This is a genomic window from Pseudomonas sp. ASL9 (assembly GCF_056680335.1).
On record NZ_CM155277.1, the window covers coordinates 1,569,222 to 1,587,080 of the forward strand.

Annotated in this window: 17 protein-coding genes and 1 riboswitch; of the genes, 5 read left to right on the forward strand and 12 right to left on the reverse strand. The window is 58.5% G+C overall.

The genetic code is table 11. The features are described 5' to 3' along the window. Positions 1-3 precede the first annotated feature (3 nt). Positions 4-615: a cob(I)yrinic acid a,c-diamide adenosyltransferase gene (cobO, locus tag AC1ME2_RS07325; RefSeq protein ID WP_330200354.1), complete on the reverse strand. Its 612-nt coding sequence runs from the start codon at positions 613-615 to the stop codon at positions 4-6. A 105-nt stretch (positions 616-720) separates the two neighbouring features. Then, a riboswitch (cobalamin riboswitch) is annotated at positions 721-942 on the reverse strand. A gap of 245 nt (positions 943-1,187) precedes the next feature. Between cobO and AC1ME2_RS07330 the strand changes: the two genes are divergently transcribed. After that, positions 1,188-2,513, forward strand: a complete 1,326-nt coding sequence (locus AC1ME2_RS07330) for a PQQ-dependent sugar dehydrogenase (RefSeq protein WP_480440105.1) — start codon at positions 1,188-1,190, stop codon at positions 2,511-2,513. A gap of 504 nt (positions 2,514-3,017) precedes the next feature. Here AC1ME2_RS07330 and AC1ME2_RS07335 read toward each other — a convergent pair. From AC1ME2_RS07335 to AC1ME2_RS07360, 6 genes are all read right to left on the reverse strand, one after another. After that, positions 3,018-3,563: a C40 family peptidase gene (locus AC1ME2_RS07335; RefSeq protein ID WP_480440106.1), complete on the reverse strand. Its 546-nt coding sequence runs from the start codon at positions 3,561-3,563 to the stop codon at positions 3,018-3,020. Positions 3,564-3,653: 90 nt separating this feature from the next. Then, a complete protein-coding gene (locus tag AC1ME2_RS07340) occupies positions 3,654-4,310 on the reverse strand; it encodes a C40 family peptidase (RefSeq protein WP_480440107.1) in 657 nt (218 codons plus the stop codon). A gap of 75 nt (positions 4,311-4,385) precedes the next feature. After that, positions 4,386-5,150 (reverse strand): NAD-dependent deacylase, encoded by a 765-nt coding sequence (locus AC1ME2_RS07345; RefSeq protein WP_480440108.1) that lies wholly within the window; start codon positions 5,148-5,150, stop codon positions 4,386-4,388. A 7-nt stretch (positions 5,151-5,157) separates the two neighbouring features. After that, entirely contained in the window at positions 5,158-5,862 is a 705-nt protein-coding gene (gene hda, locus AC1ME2_RS07350) for a DnaA regulatory inactivator Hda (RefSeq protein WP_480442046.1), read from the reverse strand. Positions 5,863-6,014: 152 nt separating this feature from the next. Next, a complete protein-coding gene (locus tag AC1ME2_RS07355; protein WP_480440109.1) occupies positions 6,015-7,088 on the reverse strand; it encodes an AI-2E family transporter in 1,074 nt (357 codons plus the stop codon). Between the two features lie 53 nt (positions 7,089-7,141). After that, entirely contained in the window at positions 7,142-8,194 is a 1,053-nt protein-coding gene (locus AC1ME2_RS07360) for a DUF2066 domain-containing protein (RefSeq protein ID WP_480440110.1), read from the reverse strand. A 347-nt stretch (positions 8,195-8,541) separates the two neighbouring features. On the opposite strand from AC1ME2_RS07360, the gene purM reads away from it, so the two are divergent. From purM to AC1ME2_RS07380, 4 genes are all read left to right on the forward strand, one after another. Then, the gene (purM, locus tag AC1ME2_RS07365) at positions 8,542-9,600 is read left to right on the forward strand and encodes a phosphoribosylformylglycinamidine cyclo-ligase (protein WP_480440111.1); all 1,059 of its coding nucleotides are present in this window, start codon (positions 8,542-8,544) and stop codon (positions 9,598-9,600) included. A gap of 11 nt (positions 9,601-9,611) precedes the next feature. Then, entirely contained in the window at positions 9,612-10,262 is a 651-nt protein-coding gene (gene purN, locus AC1ME2_RS07370; protein WP_480442048.1) for a phosphoribosylglycinamide formyltransferase, read from the forward strand. A gap of 8 nt (positions 10,263-10,270) precedes the next feature. Then, on the forward strand, positions 10,271-10,984 hold the full coding sequence (locus AC1ME2_RS07375; RefSeq protein WP_480440112.1) for a DUF3108 domain-containing protein: 714 nt from the start codon (positions 10,271-10,273) through the stop codon (positions 10,982-10,984). 324 nt (positions 10,985-11,308) lie between these two features. Next, positions 11,309-11,488 (forward strand): hypothetical protein, encoded by a 180-nt coding sequence (locus AC1ME2_RS07380; protein WP_480440113.1) that lies wholly within the window; start codon positions 11,309-11,311, stop codon positions 11,486-11,488. A 69-nt stretch (positions 11,489-11,557) separates the two neighbouring features. On the opposite strand, the gene AC1ME2_RS07385 is transcribed toward AC1ME2_RS07380, so the two are convergent. The 5 genes from AC1ME2_RS07385 to cysM form a co-directional block, all read right to left on the reverse strand. Next, positions 11,558-12,097, reverse strand: coding sequence for a DUF2058 domain-containing protein (locus AC1ME2_RS07385; protein ID WP_480440114.1), 540 nt, complete (start codon positions 12,095-12,097; stop codon positions 11,558-11,560). After that, a complete protein-coding gene (mazG, locus tag AC1ME2_RS07390) occupies positions 12,094-12,918 on the reverse strand; it encodes a nucleoside triphosphate pyrophosphohydrolase (protein ID WP_480440115.1) in 825 nt (274 codons plus the stop codon). The genes AC1ME2_RS07385 and mazG overlap by 4 nt, the downstream gene beginning before the upstream one ends. Positions 12,919-13,063: 145 nt before the next feature. Then, on the reverse strand, positions 13,064-15,307 hold the full coding sequence (relA, locus tag AC1ME2_RS07395) for a GTP diphosphokinase (RefSeq protein WP_480440116.1): 2,244 nt from the start codon (positions 15,305-15,307) through the stop codon (positions 13,064-13,066). 161 nt (positions 15,308-15,468) lie between these two features. Further along, positions 15,469-16,824, reverse strand: coding sequence for a 23S rRNA (uracil(1939)-C(5))-methyltransferase RlmD (gene rlmD / locus AC1ME2_RS07400; RefSeq protein WP_480440117.1), 1,356 nt, complete (start codon positions 16,822-16,824; stop codon positions 15,469-15,471). Beyond that, positions 16,824-17,726 (reverse strand): cysteine synthase CysM, encoded by a 903-nt coding sequence (gene cysM, locus AC1ME2_RS07405; protein WP_480440118.1) that lies wholly within the window; start codon positions 17,724-17,726, stop codon positions 16,824-16,826. The genes rlmD and cysM overlap by 1 nt, the downstream gene beginning before the upstream one ends. Positions 17,727-17,859: the final 133 nt, after the last annotated feature.

Consider the following 17,859-nt stretch of genomic DNA (forward strand, 5'->3'; position numbering starts at 1 on the left):
TACTCATAGTTCGATGCCTTTCTGCGCGCGAATACCCGCCTGGAAGGCATGCTTGACCACGGCGATCTCGGAGACTGTGTCCGCCAGGTCGATCAATTCAGGTTTGGCGCCACGGCCGGTCACCAACACATGCTGCATCGGTGGACGGCTTTGCAGATCACTGAGCACCTGCTCCAGATCCAGATAGCCGTGTTTGAGGGCGATGTTCAGTTCATCGAGCACGATCAGGCCGATGCTCGGGTCGCGCAGCATTTCCCGGGAGACTTCCCACGCAGCTTCGGCGGCGGCGATATCGCGCTGGCGGTCCTGGGTTTCCCAAGTAAAGCCTTCGCCCATGACGTGATAACGCACCTGCTCAGGGAAGCGACGGAAGAACAGCTCTTCGCCCGTGCTGTTGCGACCTTTAATGAACTGCACGACGCCACACTGCATACCGTGGCCCATGGCGCGGGCGAGCATGCCAAACGCAGAACTGCTTTTGCCTTTGCCATTACCCGTCAGTACCAGCAACAGCCCGCATTCATTCGGCGAGCTGGCAATGCGCTCGTCCATCACGGCTTTTTTACGCAGCATGCGCGCCAGATGGCGTTCGTCACGTTCGGGGGATTCGTTCATCTCAGCTCTCCGTTTGAGCAAGGCACGCGAAAGCAAACGGAAGGCACAAGAATTGACTGCCAGCACGGCCAGAAAAAACCGTGCGCAGAGCATCGCCCGCCGTGATGCTGTTGAATGGATCAGGCCGGTCTCCGGACTCATGAGCGGGCGTTGCCCTACTGCACGCCTTCCCACATCATTTAAGACGCAGTGACTGAATGTGCAGCGTTGACTCATTTACCGTTGCGGGGGCAGCGCCGGAATCGGTCGCTAGACGCGCCCTCACCGGCTTCCCTGTTTCACTCCGCCAATCATCGATTGCAGAGCACCTGAAACACGTCGCGAAGGGTAGAGGGTTGGGGGTATAGCGTCAATCGAAGTGCCGTTTGCTTTCACGTAATAATGCCGTACCAGGCGACAAGCTGCTGTTACCTGAGCGCGCCTCGCCGGTGGACTGACATTGAATACGAGTCTCTTTCGCGCGATCTACTAAGCTCGCTAACTATCAACGTGCCCATAGATAAGGTTGAACCTCAACGGCTCAACCTTCTCTATCTCTTGGTATGCACCCTTTGTTTTTCATGGAGATCACCATGTTCACACTCCGACCTCAGCTGGCAGTGCTGCTTGTACTGGCGGCCGGCCTTGCGGCTTGCGGCGAGATGGCCACCCTGCAAGTGGCAGACGGCACCGGCCCGGCACCGACGCTGCCGGAGCCGAACAAGACCCTGATGCCTACCGTGAACATCGCCCCTGCCATGGGCTGGGCACAGGGTGCAAAACCTATCGCGGCGCCAGGCACCCAGGTATCCGCTTTTGCCGAAGACCTGAATCACCCACGCTGGTTGTACGTACTGCCTAATGGCGATGTACTGGTCGCTGAAACCAATTCACCCACCAAGCCCGATGACGCAAAGGGCATTCGTGGCTGGATCATGAAAAAGGTCATGGGCCGTGCGGGCGCGAGTGTAGCGTCGGCCAACCGGATCACACTGTTGCGCGCCAAAAACCATGACGGCGTCGCTGAAACCCGCACCGTATTCCTGGAAAACCTCAATTCACCCTTCGGTATGGCCTTGGTCGGCAACGATTTATATGTCGCTGATACCGATCAATTGCTGCGTTTCCACTATGTAAACGGGCAAACCTCGATTACCGACAAGCCGAGCGTAGTGACGAATCTGCCCGCCGGGGCGATCAATCACCACTGGACCAAGAACGTCATCGCCAGCAAGGACGGTAAAAGGCTGTACGTCACCGTTGGCTCCAACAGCAATGTCGGTGAGAACGGCCTGGACAAGGAAGTCGGTCGTGCCGCGATCTGGGAGGTCGATGCCGCGACGGGCGCGCACCGAATTTTTGCCTCCGGCCTGCGCAACCCCGTTGGCATGGATTGGGAACCGCAGACGGGCAAGCTGTGGACCGCCGTCAATGAGCGCGACGAAATCGGCAGCGATCTGGTGCCCGACTACGTGACCTCAGTGAAGGATGGCGCTTTTTATGGCTGGCCGTTCAGCTACTACGGCCAGCATGTGGATGTGCGCGCCTCTCCACAGAACCCGGCCTTGGTGGCCAAGGCCATCGCGCCGGATTACGCAGTCGGACCCCACACTGCGTCGCTGGGTATGGCCTTCGCCCATGGAAAATCGCTGCCGGCACCGTTTACCCATGGCCTGTTCGTCAGCCAACACGGCTCGTGGAACCGCAAACCCCACAGTGGCTACAAGGTGATATTCATACCGTTCGCCAATGGCAAACCCAGCGGCACACCTGTGGACCTGCTGACCGGCTTTCTCACCGCAGACGAAAAAGCCCAGGGCCGTCCGGTAGGCGTGGTCAGTGATCAGCATGGCGGGGTGTTGGTGGCCGACGATGTCGGCAACAAAATCTGGCGGGTGACGGCGGCGAAGTCACAGTAACCGGGCCGCCTTCGACGCCGCGCTGTCGCGCAGCAAACTTGGTGGCGATTTGTGTGTCGTGATCGGTGATGGTGTGTCGCCTTCGCAGGCAAGCCTGCTCCCACAGGATTTTGATCTGCCTTTGGGATTTTGTGTGAATTGAGTATCGAATTACGGCAAGACCCCTTTTCCAGGAGGCCGAGCGCAGGCGTTGCTCAGGGGGTAACGAGGCAAGGATGCCGAGTAAGCCGCACGGGGCCAGGGACGGCCCCTTGCGGCGACCCCCGGAGCAACGCCGGAGCGAGGGAAATCCGAGCCTAAGCGAGGATCCGTATGGAGGGGCAAGCCTTTTGGCGGGACCTTTTTGCGGTTCGGCGTTCCGACGCTTGAAAAAGGTTCCTCGCTGTAAGAGCGAAACCGTAATTCCAGCACATCCAAATACCGGATATACACATAAAAAACAGCGCCAACACATTGTTTTTAAAAGATTAAAAAAGCAGTCTGACAAGAGGAGATCGCTTCGGATCAGGGGTTATTACGCGCCAAATGCTCTGGCTCGATGACGCGTTTGGCGTTGAGGTAGACTTTCTGCCAATAAACGTTGGCCAGACTGTCCAGACGCACTGTGCCGCCCGTCGCCGGCGCATGCACGAAACGCCCTTCCCCGACGTAAATACCAGCGTGGCTGACCTGTGAGCCGCCTCCGGTAGCGAAGAACACCAGATCCCCTGACTGCAACGCATCGCGACTCACATCCGCCGCCCGCATCACGATCAACTCATGGGTCGAGCGTGGGAGCGCAATGCCCGCCGCGTCGCGGTAGACATAGCCTATCAAGCCACTGCAATCGAAACCCGAATCAGGTGTGTTGCCGCCCCAGCGGTAAGGCGTGCCGACCAAACCCAAGGCACGCAACAACACTTCTTCTGCAGCGGGCGAGGAATAGTCGGAAACGACAGGCGCCGCAGGTCGCATAACCCATGGCTTTGAAGGTGGCGGAGCGTGCCCGGCACACGCGCTGAGCAGCGCAATGGCCAATGTAATCAACCCTAGGCGTACCGTAATCGACATAAACACAACAACCTGATCTGGATGCGGCTTACTCTGCCGAGAGGCGGAACTGCGTGTAATAAGCCGGTGGCTGCTTACACGCCCCGGTAATTACTGGTGCTGGGTCTGGATTGTAGTCGGAGCCATGGCTAATGCTCGCTTGGCTTCGATGAAGGTCTTCTTCCAGTAAGTGTCGTCCAGGCTATCGACCCGAACACCTCCGCTGCGTTTGCTGCTGGAATGGATGAATTGATCATCGCCCAGGTAGATACCGGCGTGGCTGACACGACCGCGACCTTTGGTGCTGAAGAACAGCAGATCACCCGGCTTCAGGTTATTGCGAGCAATCAGCGGAGCATTCAGGTTAATCATGTCGCGAGTGGAGCGTGGCAGGGTCATGCCCGCCTCTTCACGAAAGAGGTAGTTGATGAATCCGCTGCAATCGAAACCGGCTTCGGACGTACCACCGACGCGGTAACGGGTACCGATCAGGGACATGCCGCGTTCAAGGATGCTGTCGGCAAGAACCGGCATACGGTATGGCTTGCTGTCAGCAAACTCAGCCAGTTCTTTTTCGGTGATCAACTCTTCCGACAGCACGGAATCAGATCCGTCGGCCATCTGGGAGGAGCGTGCAGACTGTGCAGTAATCGAGGTATGAGCCTGATTCTGGACCTGCTGCTGGTTCGAGGCAGGCATGTTAGCCGCACAACCAAAAAGGAGTGAAACCAGTGCGAGGGGCACGAGGGGTGCAAAGCGAGCTAGCATGGGCACGACCGTGGCTGATATGTAAAGAAGCCGAGACTATGCCTTCTATCATCCTCATTTGCAAATTCAATCGAGCTAAATGTGACTTACCAGCGCTTCCATAACCTCTAAGGCTCTACAGCCCAGGAAAACATCCATGGCCGCACTGCGGTCGGTCGGCGTCGGATTTATCTCGGCGGTAAAGCCTCCGGACACCCGTGTACGCAGCACCGGCTCGTAAATATACGGGAAACTCGCGGTGGTGCCGATGCTCAACACAGCGTCGAACCCCTTGGCCATTTCTTCGTACAAAATCTCCAGCGCCCGCTCGGGCAACATTTCTTCGAACAACACCACTGGCGGGCGCAATACCCCATGGCACTGCTTGCACAGCGGTGGCAATGGCCGTTGCAGGTGCTCGCTCAGTTCCGGGTCGACAGCGCCACAGGATTGGCAAAACAACGGTGCCAGTTGCCCATGGATCTCGATCAAGCGCTCAGGCGGGCTGCCAGCAGCACGATGGTAGCCATCGACGTTCTGCGTCAGCACCCAGCACTCAGGCTTGATCCGTTGCAATTGCGCGATGGCGTAATGCGCGGCATTGGGTTGCGCGCCGAGACAGGCTTTGCTCAGCTCGGCGATATATTTCCAGCACAGCGCAGGGTCGCGACGCAGCATCGGACCGGATAACGCCATTTCGATGGGCAGACCATCCGCTGTTTTTGCGTTGTACAACCCACCCACACCGCGGTAGGTCGGCAGACCAGAATCGGCCGACAAGCCCGCGCCGGTAATAATCAGGATGCGCTGAGCATGACGTAGCGCCGCCGCTGTTTGCAGCAACAGCTCGCGATCTACCACGGCCGCGTTACCAACCCAGCGTTTCTTTCAGGAAAGGAATGGTCAGCTTCCGTTGCGCTTGCAGAGAAGCCTGGTCGAGACGTTCGAGCAACTCGAAGAGCGCGCTCATGCTGCGGGTGCCTCGGGTGAGGATGAAATGACCGACTTCATCGGTCAGGTGCAGGCCACGGCGCGAGGCGCGCAACTGCAAGGCGCGCAGCTTGTCTTCGTCGGACAGACCCCGCATCTGGAACACCAGAGCCATGGTCAGCCGCGATTTGAGATCGAGAAGTTTGACCGGCAATTCCCGAGGAGACTGGGACGCTGCAATCAACAGGCGACGGCCGCTGTCGCGCAGCCGATTGAACAGGTGGAACAGCGCCTCTTCCCACTCAGGCTTGCCAACCACCACTTGCAGGTCATCCAGGCAAACCAGCTCGTACTGTTCAAGGTTATCGAGCAGCTCGACACCTTGATCGATCACGTCAGCCAAAGGTAGATAGACCGCCAGCTCGCCCAGTTGCTCGAAGCGCAGGCAGGCAGCCTGCAACAAGTGCGTTCGCCCCACGCCGTCCTTGCCCCAGAGATAAATAAGGCTTTCGGTCCAGCCAGCATCGGCTTCGCACAGTCGCTCGACATAGCCGAGTGCTGCGGCATTGGCGCCGGGATAATAATTGATGAAGGTGGCGTCATCACGCAGACGAACACCCAAGGGCAGCTGAATCGGTTTCATGCTGGCTGAACGGCTCAAGCGAGCCGCTAGGGGCCTCTGTGTAAAGTGAGCAAAGTTTATACCGGTGTCGCTTTGCGCACAATGCGGCAGACCACAAGCAAAATCAATGGTTTGCGTTTGCCTCGCGTCATGCGCCGTATCAGACAGATCACCTACAGCTCAGGATCTCCCATGCCGCCGTAAATATCCGACTCTTTATAGAGGTCATGTACATGGCGCACCAGGACCATGATGACGGCGGCCACCGGCAGCGCCAGAAGCACACCCGTGAAACCGAACAGCTCACCGCCCGCCAGGATCGCGAAGATGACCGCCACGGGGTGCAGACCAATTCGGTCCCCCACCAGCAACGGGGTAAGGACCATCCCCTCCAAGGCCTGACCGACCATGAACACCGCGACGATTCCCATCATCGGGTACAGGTCGCCGCCAAACTGGAACAGCCCGGCGATGACGGCGGCACCAATGCCGATCACAAAGCCCATGTACGGCACAATCGCCGCAAGCCCTGCAATCACACCGATCAACAGGCCCAACTCCAGCCCCACCAGCATCAAGCCAGCGGCATAGATAAAGCCCAGGGCGACCATTACCAACAACTGACCACGAATAAAAGCACCGAGGACCTCATGACACTCGCCTGCCAGTTTGACGATCTGCCCTTCACGATGGCGCGGCAACAGGTTGCGAACCCTGCCCATCATCACGTCCCAGTCGCGCAACAGGTAGAACCACACCACTGGGATCAGCACCAGATTGGTCAACCAGCCCATCAGCGCCAGGCTGGATGCGGTCGCCTGAGCCAGCACCATGCTGACGATATCGCCGGTCTGCCCCATGTGCTCGGAAATGGCGGCCTTGACCTTGTCGAACTTCCAGAAACCATCAGCCAGGCCCAATTTGGCCTGAGTCCATGGCAATGCCGTGTGCTGCAACCAATCGAGCATCTGTGGCGCCAGCTCATACAGGCGGAACAACTGCTTGGCCAGCATCGGCACCAGGACCAAGAGCAAGGCCATGAAAACCATCGTGAACAAGCCGAAAACCACGACCACACCCAACGTCCGCGACAACCCGGCAGCTTCCAGCCGGTCCACCAGAGGGTCAGCCATATAGGCCAATAGCAGCGCGATCAAAAAGGGGGTCAGGATCGGATGCAGTAAAAAAACAAACACACACAGCAGGACAATCCCGCCAATCCAGAACCAACGACGTGAGTCAGCCATTACCGCCCCTCAAACCCAAGAATAAAACCGAACAAGGCACGCTTCCCCCCCCGTTACCAACGAAAGTGCAACTGCGGCAGGGAGGACGGCTGAGTCACAGGGACAGCGCCATCGACCGGAGGCTGTTGCGCCGGGACAGCGGCACTGACCTCGCCCGCAGGGACTTCCTGCAATTTGGCCAGCGACAACTGCGAACGAAGCTGATCGGCACTGCCGCTGACCTCATAGGTAATGCGATCACCATTCACCGACTTCAGCTTCGCACCGAATGGATCGAGCAAGCGACTCAGCTGAGCGTAACGCTCAAGGTTCATACCTTGCACTTCCAGCACCAGTCCGGTCGACGCCCCCGGCTTGACCACATAACGCGGTGCCAGACGTTCGCTGACCGCCAGCAGTACGGCGTCGGCCAAGGCTCCGATGTCCGCACCAGTGGCTATGCCCTGCTCACTCTGCTGACCTAGCCACAAGCGCCATTTACCCTGCCATTGGCCATTCTCTTCACGGGCATGCACCGCCAGCAAACCATCCGCGCCATACCGCTCGGAAGCGCCCTTTAGCGGTGCGGGGTCGGTGCCTTCGATATTCTTGGCCGTTCCTACAATCTGCTCGCTCAAATCCGCCAAAGGCAGGCGCAGCGGCAAACCCCGGTGCTGCGCCGCACGACGCAAGGGTTCGGCAGCGCCCTGACCGTCGCCAATCAGGTTGGAGCCATCAGTGGCGTCGCTCAACCACCAACCGAGGAGCGTTGGGCGATTGGTGCCCCACACCGACAGCCCGGCTTGATGCAGCGTGCGCTCAGTGCTGACCGGATCGAAATCCACCAGTAAGCTTTCTGGCGGACCCGCTTCGTAGCCGTACTGAGTGATGATCTGTTGCGGGTCCTTGCGCACCCCGGCCAAGCCAGGGTTTTGCAGCGCTTTGGGATCACCCGTCAGCCGCAGGACCATGGTTTCTAGCGCACGCTGCGTGGCTTGGGTACGCTCATCAGGGGTTTGCCCACTGACCGTCTCACGCACCTGATACAAATTACTCACGGTTTCAGCGAGGCTGGGCAGGCTGATCAATGATAGGCAGCCCACAAATAAACATTTAGAAAGATGCATGGAAGGTTCCCGACGGGCAAAAGCGGCATGAAAAAAGCCGCGTAAAAACGACAGACATGGTTGAGACCACACATTGAGCTGAATCATTCACACAAAATCATTGCTACACCTTATACAGCCGCCGACAAACGAGCCAGCATGAGCGCATGCATCGATTATTTTGGACTGAAGAAGCCTGCCCGTCGGCCTAAGGATGGCCGCTGCCCTGTAAGCCTGATAAAATCGCGCGCCTTCGCAGACTGACGATGGCGGTGGCCCTGAAAACGCAGCGTTCCTTTTATGCAGCGTTTTTCGAGAGGCCCTGCCGACTTCGGTCGATTTCCCGAACCCCCTTAAAGGCCTGGATTATGAGCAAGCAACCCTCCCTGAGCTACAAAGACGCCGGTGTAGACATCGACGCCGGTGAAGCATTGGTCGAACGCATCAAGAGCGTCGCCAAGCGCACCAAGCGTCCGGAAGTCATGGGCGGCCTGGGTGGCTTCGGCGCCCTTTGCGAAATCCCTGCTGGCTACAAGCAGCCTGTATTGGTCTCCGGCACCGACGGCGTGGGCACCAAGCTGCGCCTGGCGCTGAACCTGAACAAACACGACACCATCGGCATCGACCTGGTCGCCATGTGCGTCAACGACCTGGTGGTCTGTGGTGCCGAGCCCCTGTTCTTCCTCGACTACTATGCCACCGGCAAGCTCAACGTCGAGACGGCTGCTCAGGTCGTGACCGGCATCGGTGCCGGCTGTGAACTGGCCGGCTGCTCGCTGGTAGGCGGCGAAACCGCAGAAATGCCTGGCATGTATGAAGGCGAAGACTATGACCTGGCCGGTTTCTGCGTCGGCGTCGTGGAAAAAGCCGACATTATCGACGGCTCGAAAGTCGCAGCCGGGGATGCTCTGCTCGCCCTGCCGTCTTCCGGCCCGCACTCCAACGGTTACTCGTTGATCCGCAAGATCATCGAAGTGGCGGGTGCCAACATCGAAAACATCCAGCTCGATGGCAAACCGCTGACCGAACTGCTGATGGCACCGACTCGTATTTACGTCAAGCCGTTGCTCAAGCTGATCAAGGACACTGGCGCAGTCAAGGCCATGGCCCACATTACCGGCGGCGGCCTGCTGGATAACATCCCGCGCGTACTGCCCGCCGGCGCTCAAGCGGTGGTCGATATCGCCAGCTGGCAGCGTCCTGCCGTGTTTGACTGGTTGCAACAACAAGGCAACGTCGCTGAAACAGAAATGCACCGCGTCCTGAACTGCGGCGTGGGCATGGTCATCTGTGTCGCCCAGGAACACGTCGAAACGGCGTTGAACGTCCTGCGCGAAGCCGGCGAGCAACCGTGGGTCATCGGTCAGATCGCCACTGCCGCTGAAGGCGCTGCGCAGGTCGAGCTGAAAAACCTCAAGGCACATTGATGTCAGAGCAGATGCCTGCAATGTGTGATGTGGTCGTACTGCTGTCCGGTAGCGGCAGCAATCTGCAAGCCATGATCGACAGCTTCAAGGGCGTTGACGACCCTGTCCGGATCAGCGCGGTGATTTCCAACCGCGCCGATGCGTTCGGTCTGCAGCGCGCCAGGGACGCAGGCATCGAAGCCCGCGTCCTCGATCACAAGGCGTTCGAAGGTCGAGAGGCCTTCGATACCGCGCTGATCGAGCTGATTGACACCTTTAAACCCAAGCTGGTGGTACTCGCTGGTTTCATGCGTATATTGAGCGCGGCATTTGTTCGCCACTACCAAGGCCGCCTGCTTAATATCCATCCGTCTCTGCTGCCGCTTTACAAGGGCTTGCACACCCACCAGCGCGCGCTGGACGCCGGAGACCGCGAACACGGCTGCAGTGTGCATTTCGTCACAGAGGAACTCGATGGTGGTCCACTGGTCGTACAGGCAGTAATCCCGGTAGAGTTGAACGACTCGCCAGCCAGCCTGGCGCAGCGGGTTCATGCTCAGGAACACCAGATTTATCCGCTGGCAATACGCTGGTTCGCCGAAGGAAGACTGAGCCTCGGTGAACAGGGTGCATTATTGGATGGCCAGCTACTCGCGGCCAGTGGCCACTTGATTCGAATCTAGGAGATATTATGCGTCGCGCCTTGCTCTTCGCTTTCGCCCTGCTCGCACTGCCTGCTGTTCAGGCCGCAGACCTTCAGCCGTATTCCGCCAGTTACACCGCTGACTGGAAACAACTGCCCATGAGCGGCACTGCCGAGCGCAGCCTCACGAAAAACGACAACGACACCTGGACCCTGAGTTTCAAGGCTTCCATGATGATCGCCAGCCTCAGCGAGGTCAGCACGCTCAAGGTCGACAAGGACACGCTGCTGCCACAAACCTATAACTTCGAACGTGGCGGTCTTGGCAAGTCCAAGAAGGTCAACATGGCCTTCGACTGGACAACCAAGACAGTGACTGGCTCGTATAGCGGCGACGTGGTCAACCTGCCGATCAACCCCGGCATCCTCGACAAGTCGACGTATCAGTTGGCCCTGCAAAAGGACGTCGCTGCCGGCAAGAAGAGCATGAGCTACCAAGTCGTCGACGGTGACTCAGTAGACACCTACGACTTCCGGGTACTCGGTTCGGAGAAGGTCGACACCAAGGCCGGCAAGGTCGATGCGATCAAGGTCGAGCGCATACGCGACCCAGCGCAAAATAAACGCATCACCGTCATGTGGTTCGCAAAGGATTGGAATTACCTGCTGGTTCGCCTGCAACAGGTCGAAACCGACGGTAAGGAATACAACATCATGCTGCAGGACGGCACCGTCAACGGCAAAACAGTCAAAGGCAGCTGATTGACCTGAGCTCGCCAGCACTGCCCAAGCCTCCGCTTTTCAGCGGGGGCTTTTTATTGCGTGGATTTGAGCCTGCCCGACAGGCGCTGAAGACCCAATCCAATGGTGGGACCCAGGTGAAACTGAACGTAACCTGTCTGAAACGCCGGCATTTCGAATAGGCAACTTCCCTGGAACCCATACAGCCTGAGCCCTGGAGCTATTCTTCCATTTCCCGCAAAGGTGTATTACAGATCCCAGCTATTTACCTCGATAGCTAGCTAACTATATAACAGAGGCCTGCGACGTCTTGCCGCAGTTACCAAGAGTCAGGAGCTTACAAAGATGACCGTAAAAGTTACCGAACGCGACGCTTCCCACCTCTCCCACGAAAGCGTGGCCGCTGGCCAGCAGATCTGGGATGTGCATCAGCAGGACTTGCTGGTTGGGATGTTCCATAACGAGACGGACGCTCATCAATACAAAGCAGAACTGGAAACACTGGAAAGCCAGCGCACCACGTAAGACGTTATTTCGGAATCGTTGTAAAAACAAAACCCGCAGAAGCGGGTTTTGTTTGTCTGGGGCCTGGGTTTACCACATCAGGTCATCAGGCACCTGATAGGCCGCATAGGGATCATCAGCATCCGGTGCTTCGGTCGGCGTGTTGAGCAGCACGACTCGACGTGGGTCGCGCTCCTGGATCTTCAGCGCCGCTTCACGCGGGATGATCTCGTAAGCGCCGCTATGATGAACGATGGCCAGTGAGCCGCTACTCAGCTTGTTACGCATCAATGCATTGACTGAGATGCGCTTGACCTTCTTGTCGTCAACGAAGTTGTAGTAGTCCTCGGTGGTCAGCTTGGGCAGCCGCGACACTTCGATCAACTGCTTGACCTGAGCGGTGCGGGCTTTGAGCTCGACCTTTTCCTGCTGTTGACGATTGAGCTCCTGATCACGCTTGGCCTTTTCGGCCATGGCATCCTGCGCGGCGCGCTTTTGCGAGTCATCGGCTTCGATCTGGCCCTTGTGCACCAGACGTTGTTCTTTTTGCTTGTCTTTGCTGACCTGCTTGGCCTGCTTTTGATTGACCAGACCTGCTTTGAGCAACTGGTCGCGAAGGGAAATGCTCATGATGCGTTCTTTTCCTGACGTTTGGCTTCGCCCCAGAGAGCGTCCAGTTCTTCGAGTGTGCAATTTTCAATGGGGCGATGGGTCTGGCGCAATGCCTGTTCGATAAATCGGAAGCGTCTTTCGAATTTAGTGTTCGCCGCACGCAAGGCGCTTTCAGGATCGACCTTAAGGTGTCGGGCCAGATTCACCACCGCAAACAGCAGATCACCGACCTCGTCCGCGATGGCCGGAGCGTCGTTATCAGCCATGGCTTCAAGCACTTCATCAAGCTCTTCACGCACCTTGTCGACGACCGGCAAGGCGTCTGGCCAATCGAAGCCGACCTGCGCCGTGCGCTTTTGCAACTTCGCCGCACGGGACAAGGCCGGTAGCGCGCCTGGCACATCATCGAGCAAGGATAATTGCTCAGGCACATCGGACTTGGCCGCGCGCTCTTCGGCTTTGATTTCTTCCCAACGCTGCTTGACCTGGGCCTCGTCCAGATGCGGCGTTTCCAGCGGCGCATACAGATCGCCAGTAGGAAACACATGCGGGTGACGACGAATCAGCTTGCGGGTGATGCTGTCGACCACGCCCTCGAATTCGAAGCGCCCTTCTTCACGTGCCAACTGGCTGTAATACACCACCTGAAACAGCAGATCGCCCAACTCGCCCTGTAAGTGATCGAAATCGCCGCGCTCAATGGCATCGGCGACTTCGTAGGCTTCTTCAAGGGTGTGGGGCACGATACTGGCGTAGGTTTGTTTGATATCCCACGGACAGCCAAACTGCGGATCACGCAGACGGGCCATGAGGTGTAGCAAGTCTTCGAGGTTGTACATCGATTGTTCTCATTCAAACCAAAGCCAGCGCAATCCCCCCTGTAGGAGCTGCCGCAGGCTGCGATAAGGCCCACCGGGCCTTCATTTTGTGACCGCTTCGCGGTCAATCGCAGCCTTCGGCAGCTCCTACAAGGGTCGCAGGTACTTAGGGTATGCGGTTACGCCGCGTCTCGATGATGTTCGGCAACTGGGAGATCCGTCCCAGCAGTCGTCCTAGCGCATCCAGCCCCGGAATCTCGATGGTCAGCGACATCAATGCCGTGTTGTCTTCCTTGTTCGAGCGGGTGTTGACCGCCAGCACGTTGATCCGCTCATTGAGCAGGACCTGGGAAACGTCACGCAGCAAACCGGAGCGGTCGTAGGCACGGATGACGATGTCCACCGGATAGGTAAGCACCGGCACCGGCCCCCAACTGACCTGGATAATCCGTTCAGCCTCGCGACTGCCCAGTTGCAGCACTGAAGCGCAGTCCTGGCGGTGAATACTCACGCCACGGCCCTGAGTGATGTAGCCCACAATGGCATCACCGGGCAGCGGCTGGCAGCAACCGGCCATCTGCGTCATCAGGTTGCCGACGCCCTGAATCTGAATATCGCCACGCTTGCCTGGCTTGTAACCCGTCGCTTTGCGTGGGATCAGCTCCAGCTGTTCATTGCCGCGTTCCGGCTCGACCAGTTGCTGCGCGGCGTTGACGAGCTGCGTCAGACGCAGGTCGCCGGCACCGAGGGCGGCGAACATGTCTTCGGCGGTCTTCAGGTTGGCTTTTTCCGCCAACTTGTCGAAATCCACCTGCGGCAACGCCAAGCGCCCCAGCTCACGCTCCAGCAGGGTTTTACCGGCCGCAACGTTCTGGTCACGCGCCTGCAATTTGAACCAGTGGACGATCTTCGCCCGCGCCCGCGAGGTGGTGATGTAGCCAAGGTTCGAGTTCAGCCAGTCGCGGCTAGGCGTACCGTGTTTACTGGTGATGATCTCGACCTGCTCACCAGTCTGCAGGCTGTAGTTGAGCGGCACGATACGGCCGTTGATCTTCGCGCCACGGCAGTTGTGACCGATTTCGGTGTGCACGCGATAAGCGAAGTCCAGCGGCGTCGAGCCTTTGGGCAAATCGATGGCATGGCCGTCCGGGGTGAACACGTACACACGGTCGGGCTCGATATCGACCCGCAACTGATCCGCCAACCCGCCTATATCGCCCAGTTCTTCATGCCACTCGAGCACTTGGCGCAGCCAGGAAATTTTCTCTTCGTACTGATTAGAGCCTGATTTGACGTCGGTGCCCTTGTAGCGCCAGTGCGCGCAGACCCCCAGCTCCGCCTCTTCGTGCATGGCGTGGGTGCGAATCTGCACCTCCAGCACCTTGCCTTCCGGCCCGATCACGGCGGTGTGCAGCGAGCGGTAGCCGTTTTCCTTGGGGTTGGCGATGTAGTCGTCGAACTCCTTGGGAATGTGCCGCCAAAGCGTGTGGACAATACCCAGCGCGGTATAGCAGTCGCGGACTTCCGGCACCAACACGCGCACCGCACGTACGTCGTAGATCTGGCTGAATTCCAGACCTTTGCGCTGCATTTTGCGCCAGATTGAATAGATGTGTTTGGCCCGGCCACTGATGTCGGCTTTCACACCGGTGCTTAGCAGCTCGTTTTCCAGTTGGCCCATGACATCGCTGATAAAGCGCTCGCGATCGAGGCGGCGTTCATGCAGTAATTTAGCGATCTGTTTGTATTGATCGGGCTCTAAGTAGCGGAAGGACAAATCCTCCAGCTCCCATTTGATATGCCCGATACCCAACCTGTGCGCCAGTGGCGCATAGATATCAAACACTTCCCTGGCCACGCGATTGCGTTTTTCTTCGTCGGCGTTCTTGACTGCCCGAATCGCACAAGTACGTTCGGCCAGCTTGATCAGCGGGACGCGCACGTCGTCGACCATCGCCACCAGCATCTTGCGCAGGTTTTCCACCTGGGCCTGAGACCCCATCACCAGCGACTGGCGCGGGCTCAGACTGGCACTGATCGCTGCCATGCGCAGCACGCCATCGATCAATTTGGCCACCGTCAGGCCGAAACGCTGACTGACATCCGGCAGCGGGATCTTGCCCTCGCGCACGCCACGGTAGATAACAGCCGCAACCAGTGAGTCCTGATCGAGCTTGAGGTCAGCGAGGATCTCTGCGATTTCCAGGCCGGCCTGAAAACTGGAGGTACCTTCTGCCCATAGATTCTTTGAAGCGTTGTCCTGTTGCTCGGCATGGCGGGCAAACTCACAAGCCTCTTTCAAGGCCTGTCGGTCCAACACAAGGTCGACACTGACTATATGATCTAGCCATGCATCAAGATTGATACTGCCATCGGTGTTGATCGGCTGGTGCGCTCTCACCTGTACCATGTTGCTTACCTTCCCTACGGCGCGATAAAAAGCGCCTTTAGTCGCTGGGTTTCTTGAGCAAACGCTCCTTGCTGGGCAGGCAAGGGCTGTGCGTTCGCGGGCCAGTCGGATTAAACGAGATTCCTTGTGAGCTGCGGACTCATTTCATTAAGCCGTGCCGCTCACTTACTCGCTTCAAATAAAGCCATCGCCTCGACATGGGCCGTTTGCGGGAACATATCAAGGATTCCGGCGCGTTTTAATCTGTAGCCCTGCTTGATCAATTCGACAGTATCGCGCGCCAAAGTTGCGGGGTTGCATGACACATAAAGCAACCGTTTAGCGCCCAATGTCGAGAGCTTGCGTACCACCTCGAAAGCACCGTCACGCGGTGGGTCCAAGAGTACCGCAGAAAAGCCATTTGCGGCCCAGCTCGCAAGTGCCAACGGCTGGGTCAAATCGGCCTGAATGAACTGCACATTATGCAAATCATTGCTCGCTGCATTACCTCTGGCACGTTCGACCATGGTCTCAACGCCCTCTACCGCCACCACTTCGCGGGCCTGTTTGGCCAGCGGTAGCGCGAAGTTACCCAGCCCGCAGAACAGATCCAGAACCCGCTCATCGGCCTTGGGCGCCAGCCAGTCCAGCGCCTGGGCGATCATCGCGGCGTTGACCGCCGCGTTGACCTGAATGAAATCACCCGGCCGGTAGGCCAATTGCAAATCCCACTGTTCCAGTCGATAGCCCAATGACTGACGTGGGTCGACCGGTTGCGGCTCGCCTTCGCCATGCAGCCACAGTTGCGCATCATGGGCCTGACAGAACGCTTGCAGCGTCGCCCGATCGGCCTCGACCAACGGCGCAGTATGGCGCAGGAGCACGGCCGTCGATGAACCGCTGAACAACTCGACATGCCCAATAACCTGCGGCTTGCTGAAACGACGCAGCATGCCTGGCAGCTCGGTCATTATCGGTTGCAAGGCCTGTACCAGCACCGGGCATTCTTCGATGGCGATGATGTCCTGGCTGGACGCAGCCCGGAAACCCACATCAAGCCGTTTGGCCTTGGCGTCCCAGCGTACGGCGACCCGAGCCCGACGCCGATAGGCGAATTCCGGACCGGTCAACGGCGGCGCCCACTCCTCGGGCTCGACACCCGCAACCCGGGTCAGCTGCTCAGCGAGCATGCGCTGTTTCAGGGCAAGCTGTTCGCTATGAGGCAAATGCTGGACGCTGCAACCGCCACACCGGCCGAAATGCGCGCAGGGTGCGGGCCGGCGCAGCGGGCTGGCCTTGAATACGCGCTCAGTGCGGGCTTCCACGACTTTGCCATGGGCGTTGAGTACCCGCGCCTCGACCTCTTCACCGGCCAGACTCCCCGCCACAAACCAGGTGCGGCCTTCGACAAACGCTATGCCGCGTCCGTCGTTAGCCAGGCGTTCAATGATCAACCGTTGTTTCTTGCCGGTCGGCACTTGGGGCGCCTTGGTGCCACCCGTGGGTTGGAAGCGCAGGCCTCTCTCTTGCTTGGCCATCAGTTAGGCACATCGTAGACGCCGGTCGACAAGTAACGGTCGCCCCGGTCACAAATGATAGCGACCATGACCGCATTCTCGACTTCACGGGACAGGCGCAACATGCCGGCTACGGCACCACCGGACGACACGCCGCAGAAGATGCCTTCTTCGCGGGCCAATCGGCGCATCACGTCTTCGGCTTCGGCCTGGGCCATATCGACGATTCGGTCGACGCGATCGGCTTGATAGATCTTCGGTAGATACTCTTCCGGCCAGCGACGAATGCCAGGGATGGAGGCGCCGTCCATGGGTTGCAGACCAATGATCTGCACTTGGGGGTTTTGCTCCTTGAGGTAACGCGAGACGCCCATGATGGTGCCCGTGGTGCCCATGGAACTGATGAAGTGGGTGATGGTGCCGCCGGTCTGCTGCCAGATTTCCGGGCCAGTGCTGACGTAATGCGCTTCTGGGTTATCCCCGTTGGCGAACTGATCGAGCACCTTGCCACGGCCTTCGGCCTGCATACGTTCAGCCAGGTCGCGGGCGCCTTCCATGCCCTCGTCCTTGCTGACCAGAATCAGCTCGGCGCCATAAGCGGTCATCGCCGCTTTGCGTTCGGCACTGGAGTTGTCCGGCATGATCAGGATCATCCGGTAGCCTTTGATCGCAGCAGCCATGGCCAGCGCGATGCCGGTGTTGCCTGAAGTCGCTTCGATCAGGGTATCGCCCTGATGGATCTGCCCACGCAGTTCGGCGCGAGTGATCATCGACAGCGCCGGGCGGTCCTTGACCGAGCCGGCAGGGTTGTTGCCCTCAAGCTTCAACAGCAGGGTATTGGTGGTGTCACCGGGCAGGCGTTGCAAACGAACCAGCGGGGTGTTGCCGACGCAATCGGCGATGGTTTGATACTGCAGGGTCATGGTGTCTTCGCAATCAGACTGCGGGGGTGCCTATCATAACGGCAAACGTCTAAACCCCATATCACGCAAAGTGCGCTGCATAGGGCAAAAAGATATAAGCAACCAATGCGGACTCAACTGCGTTATATAAATA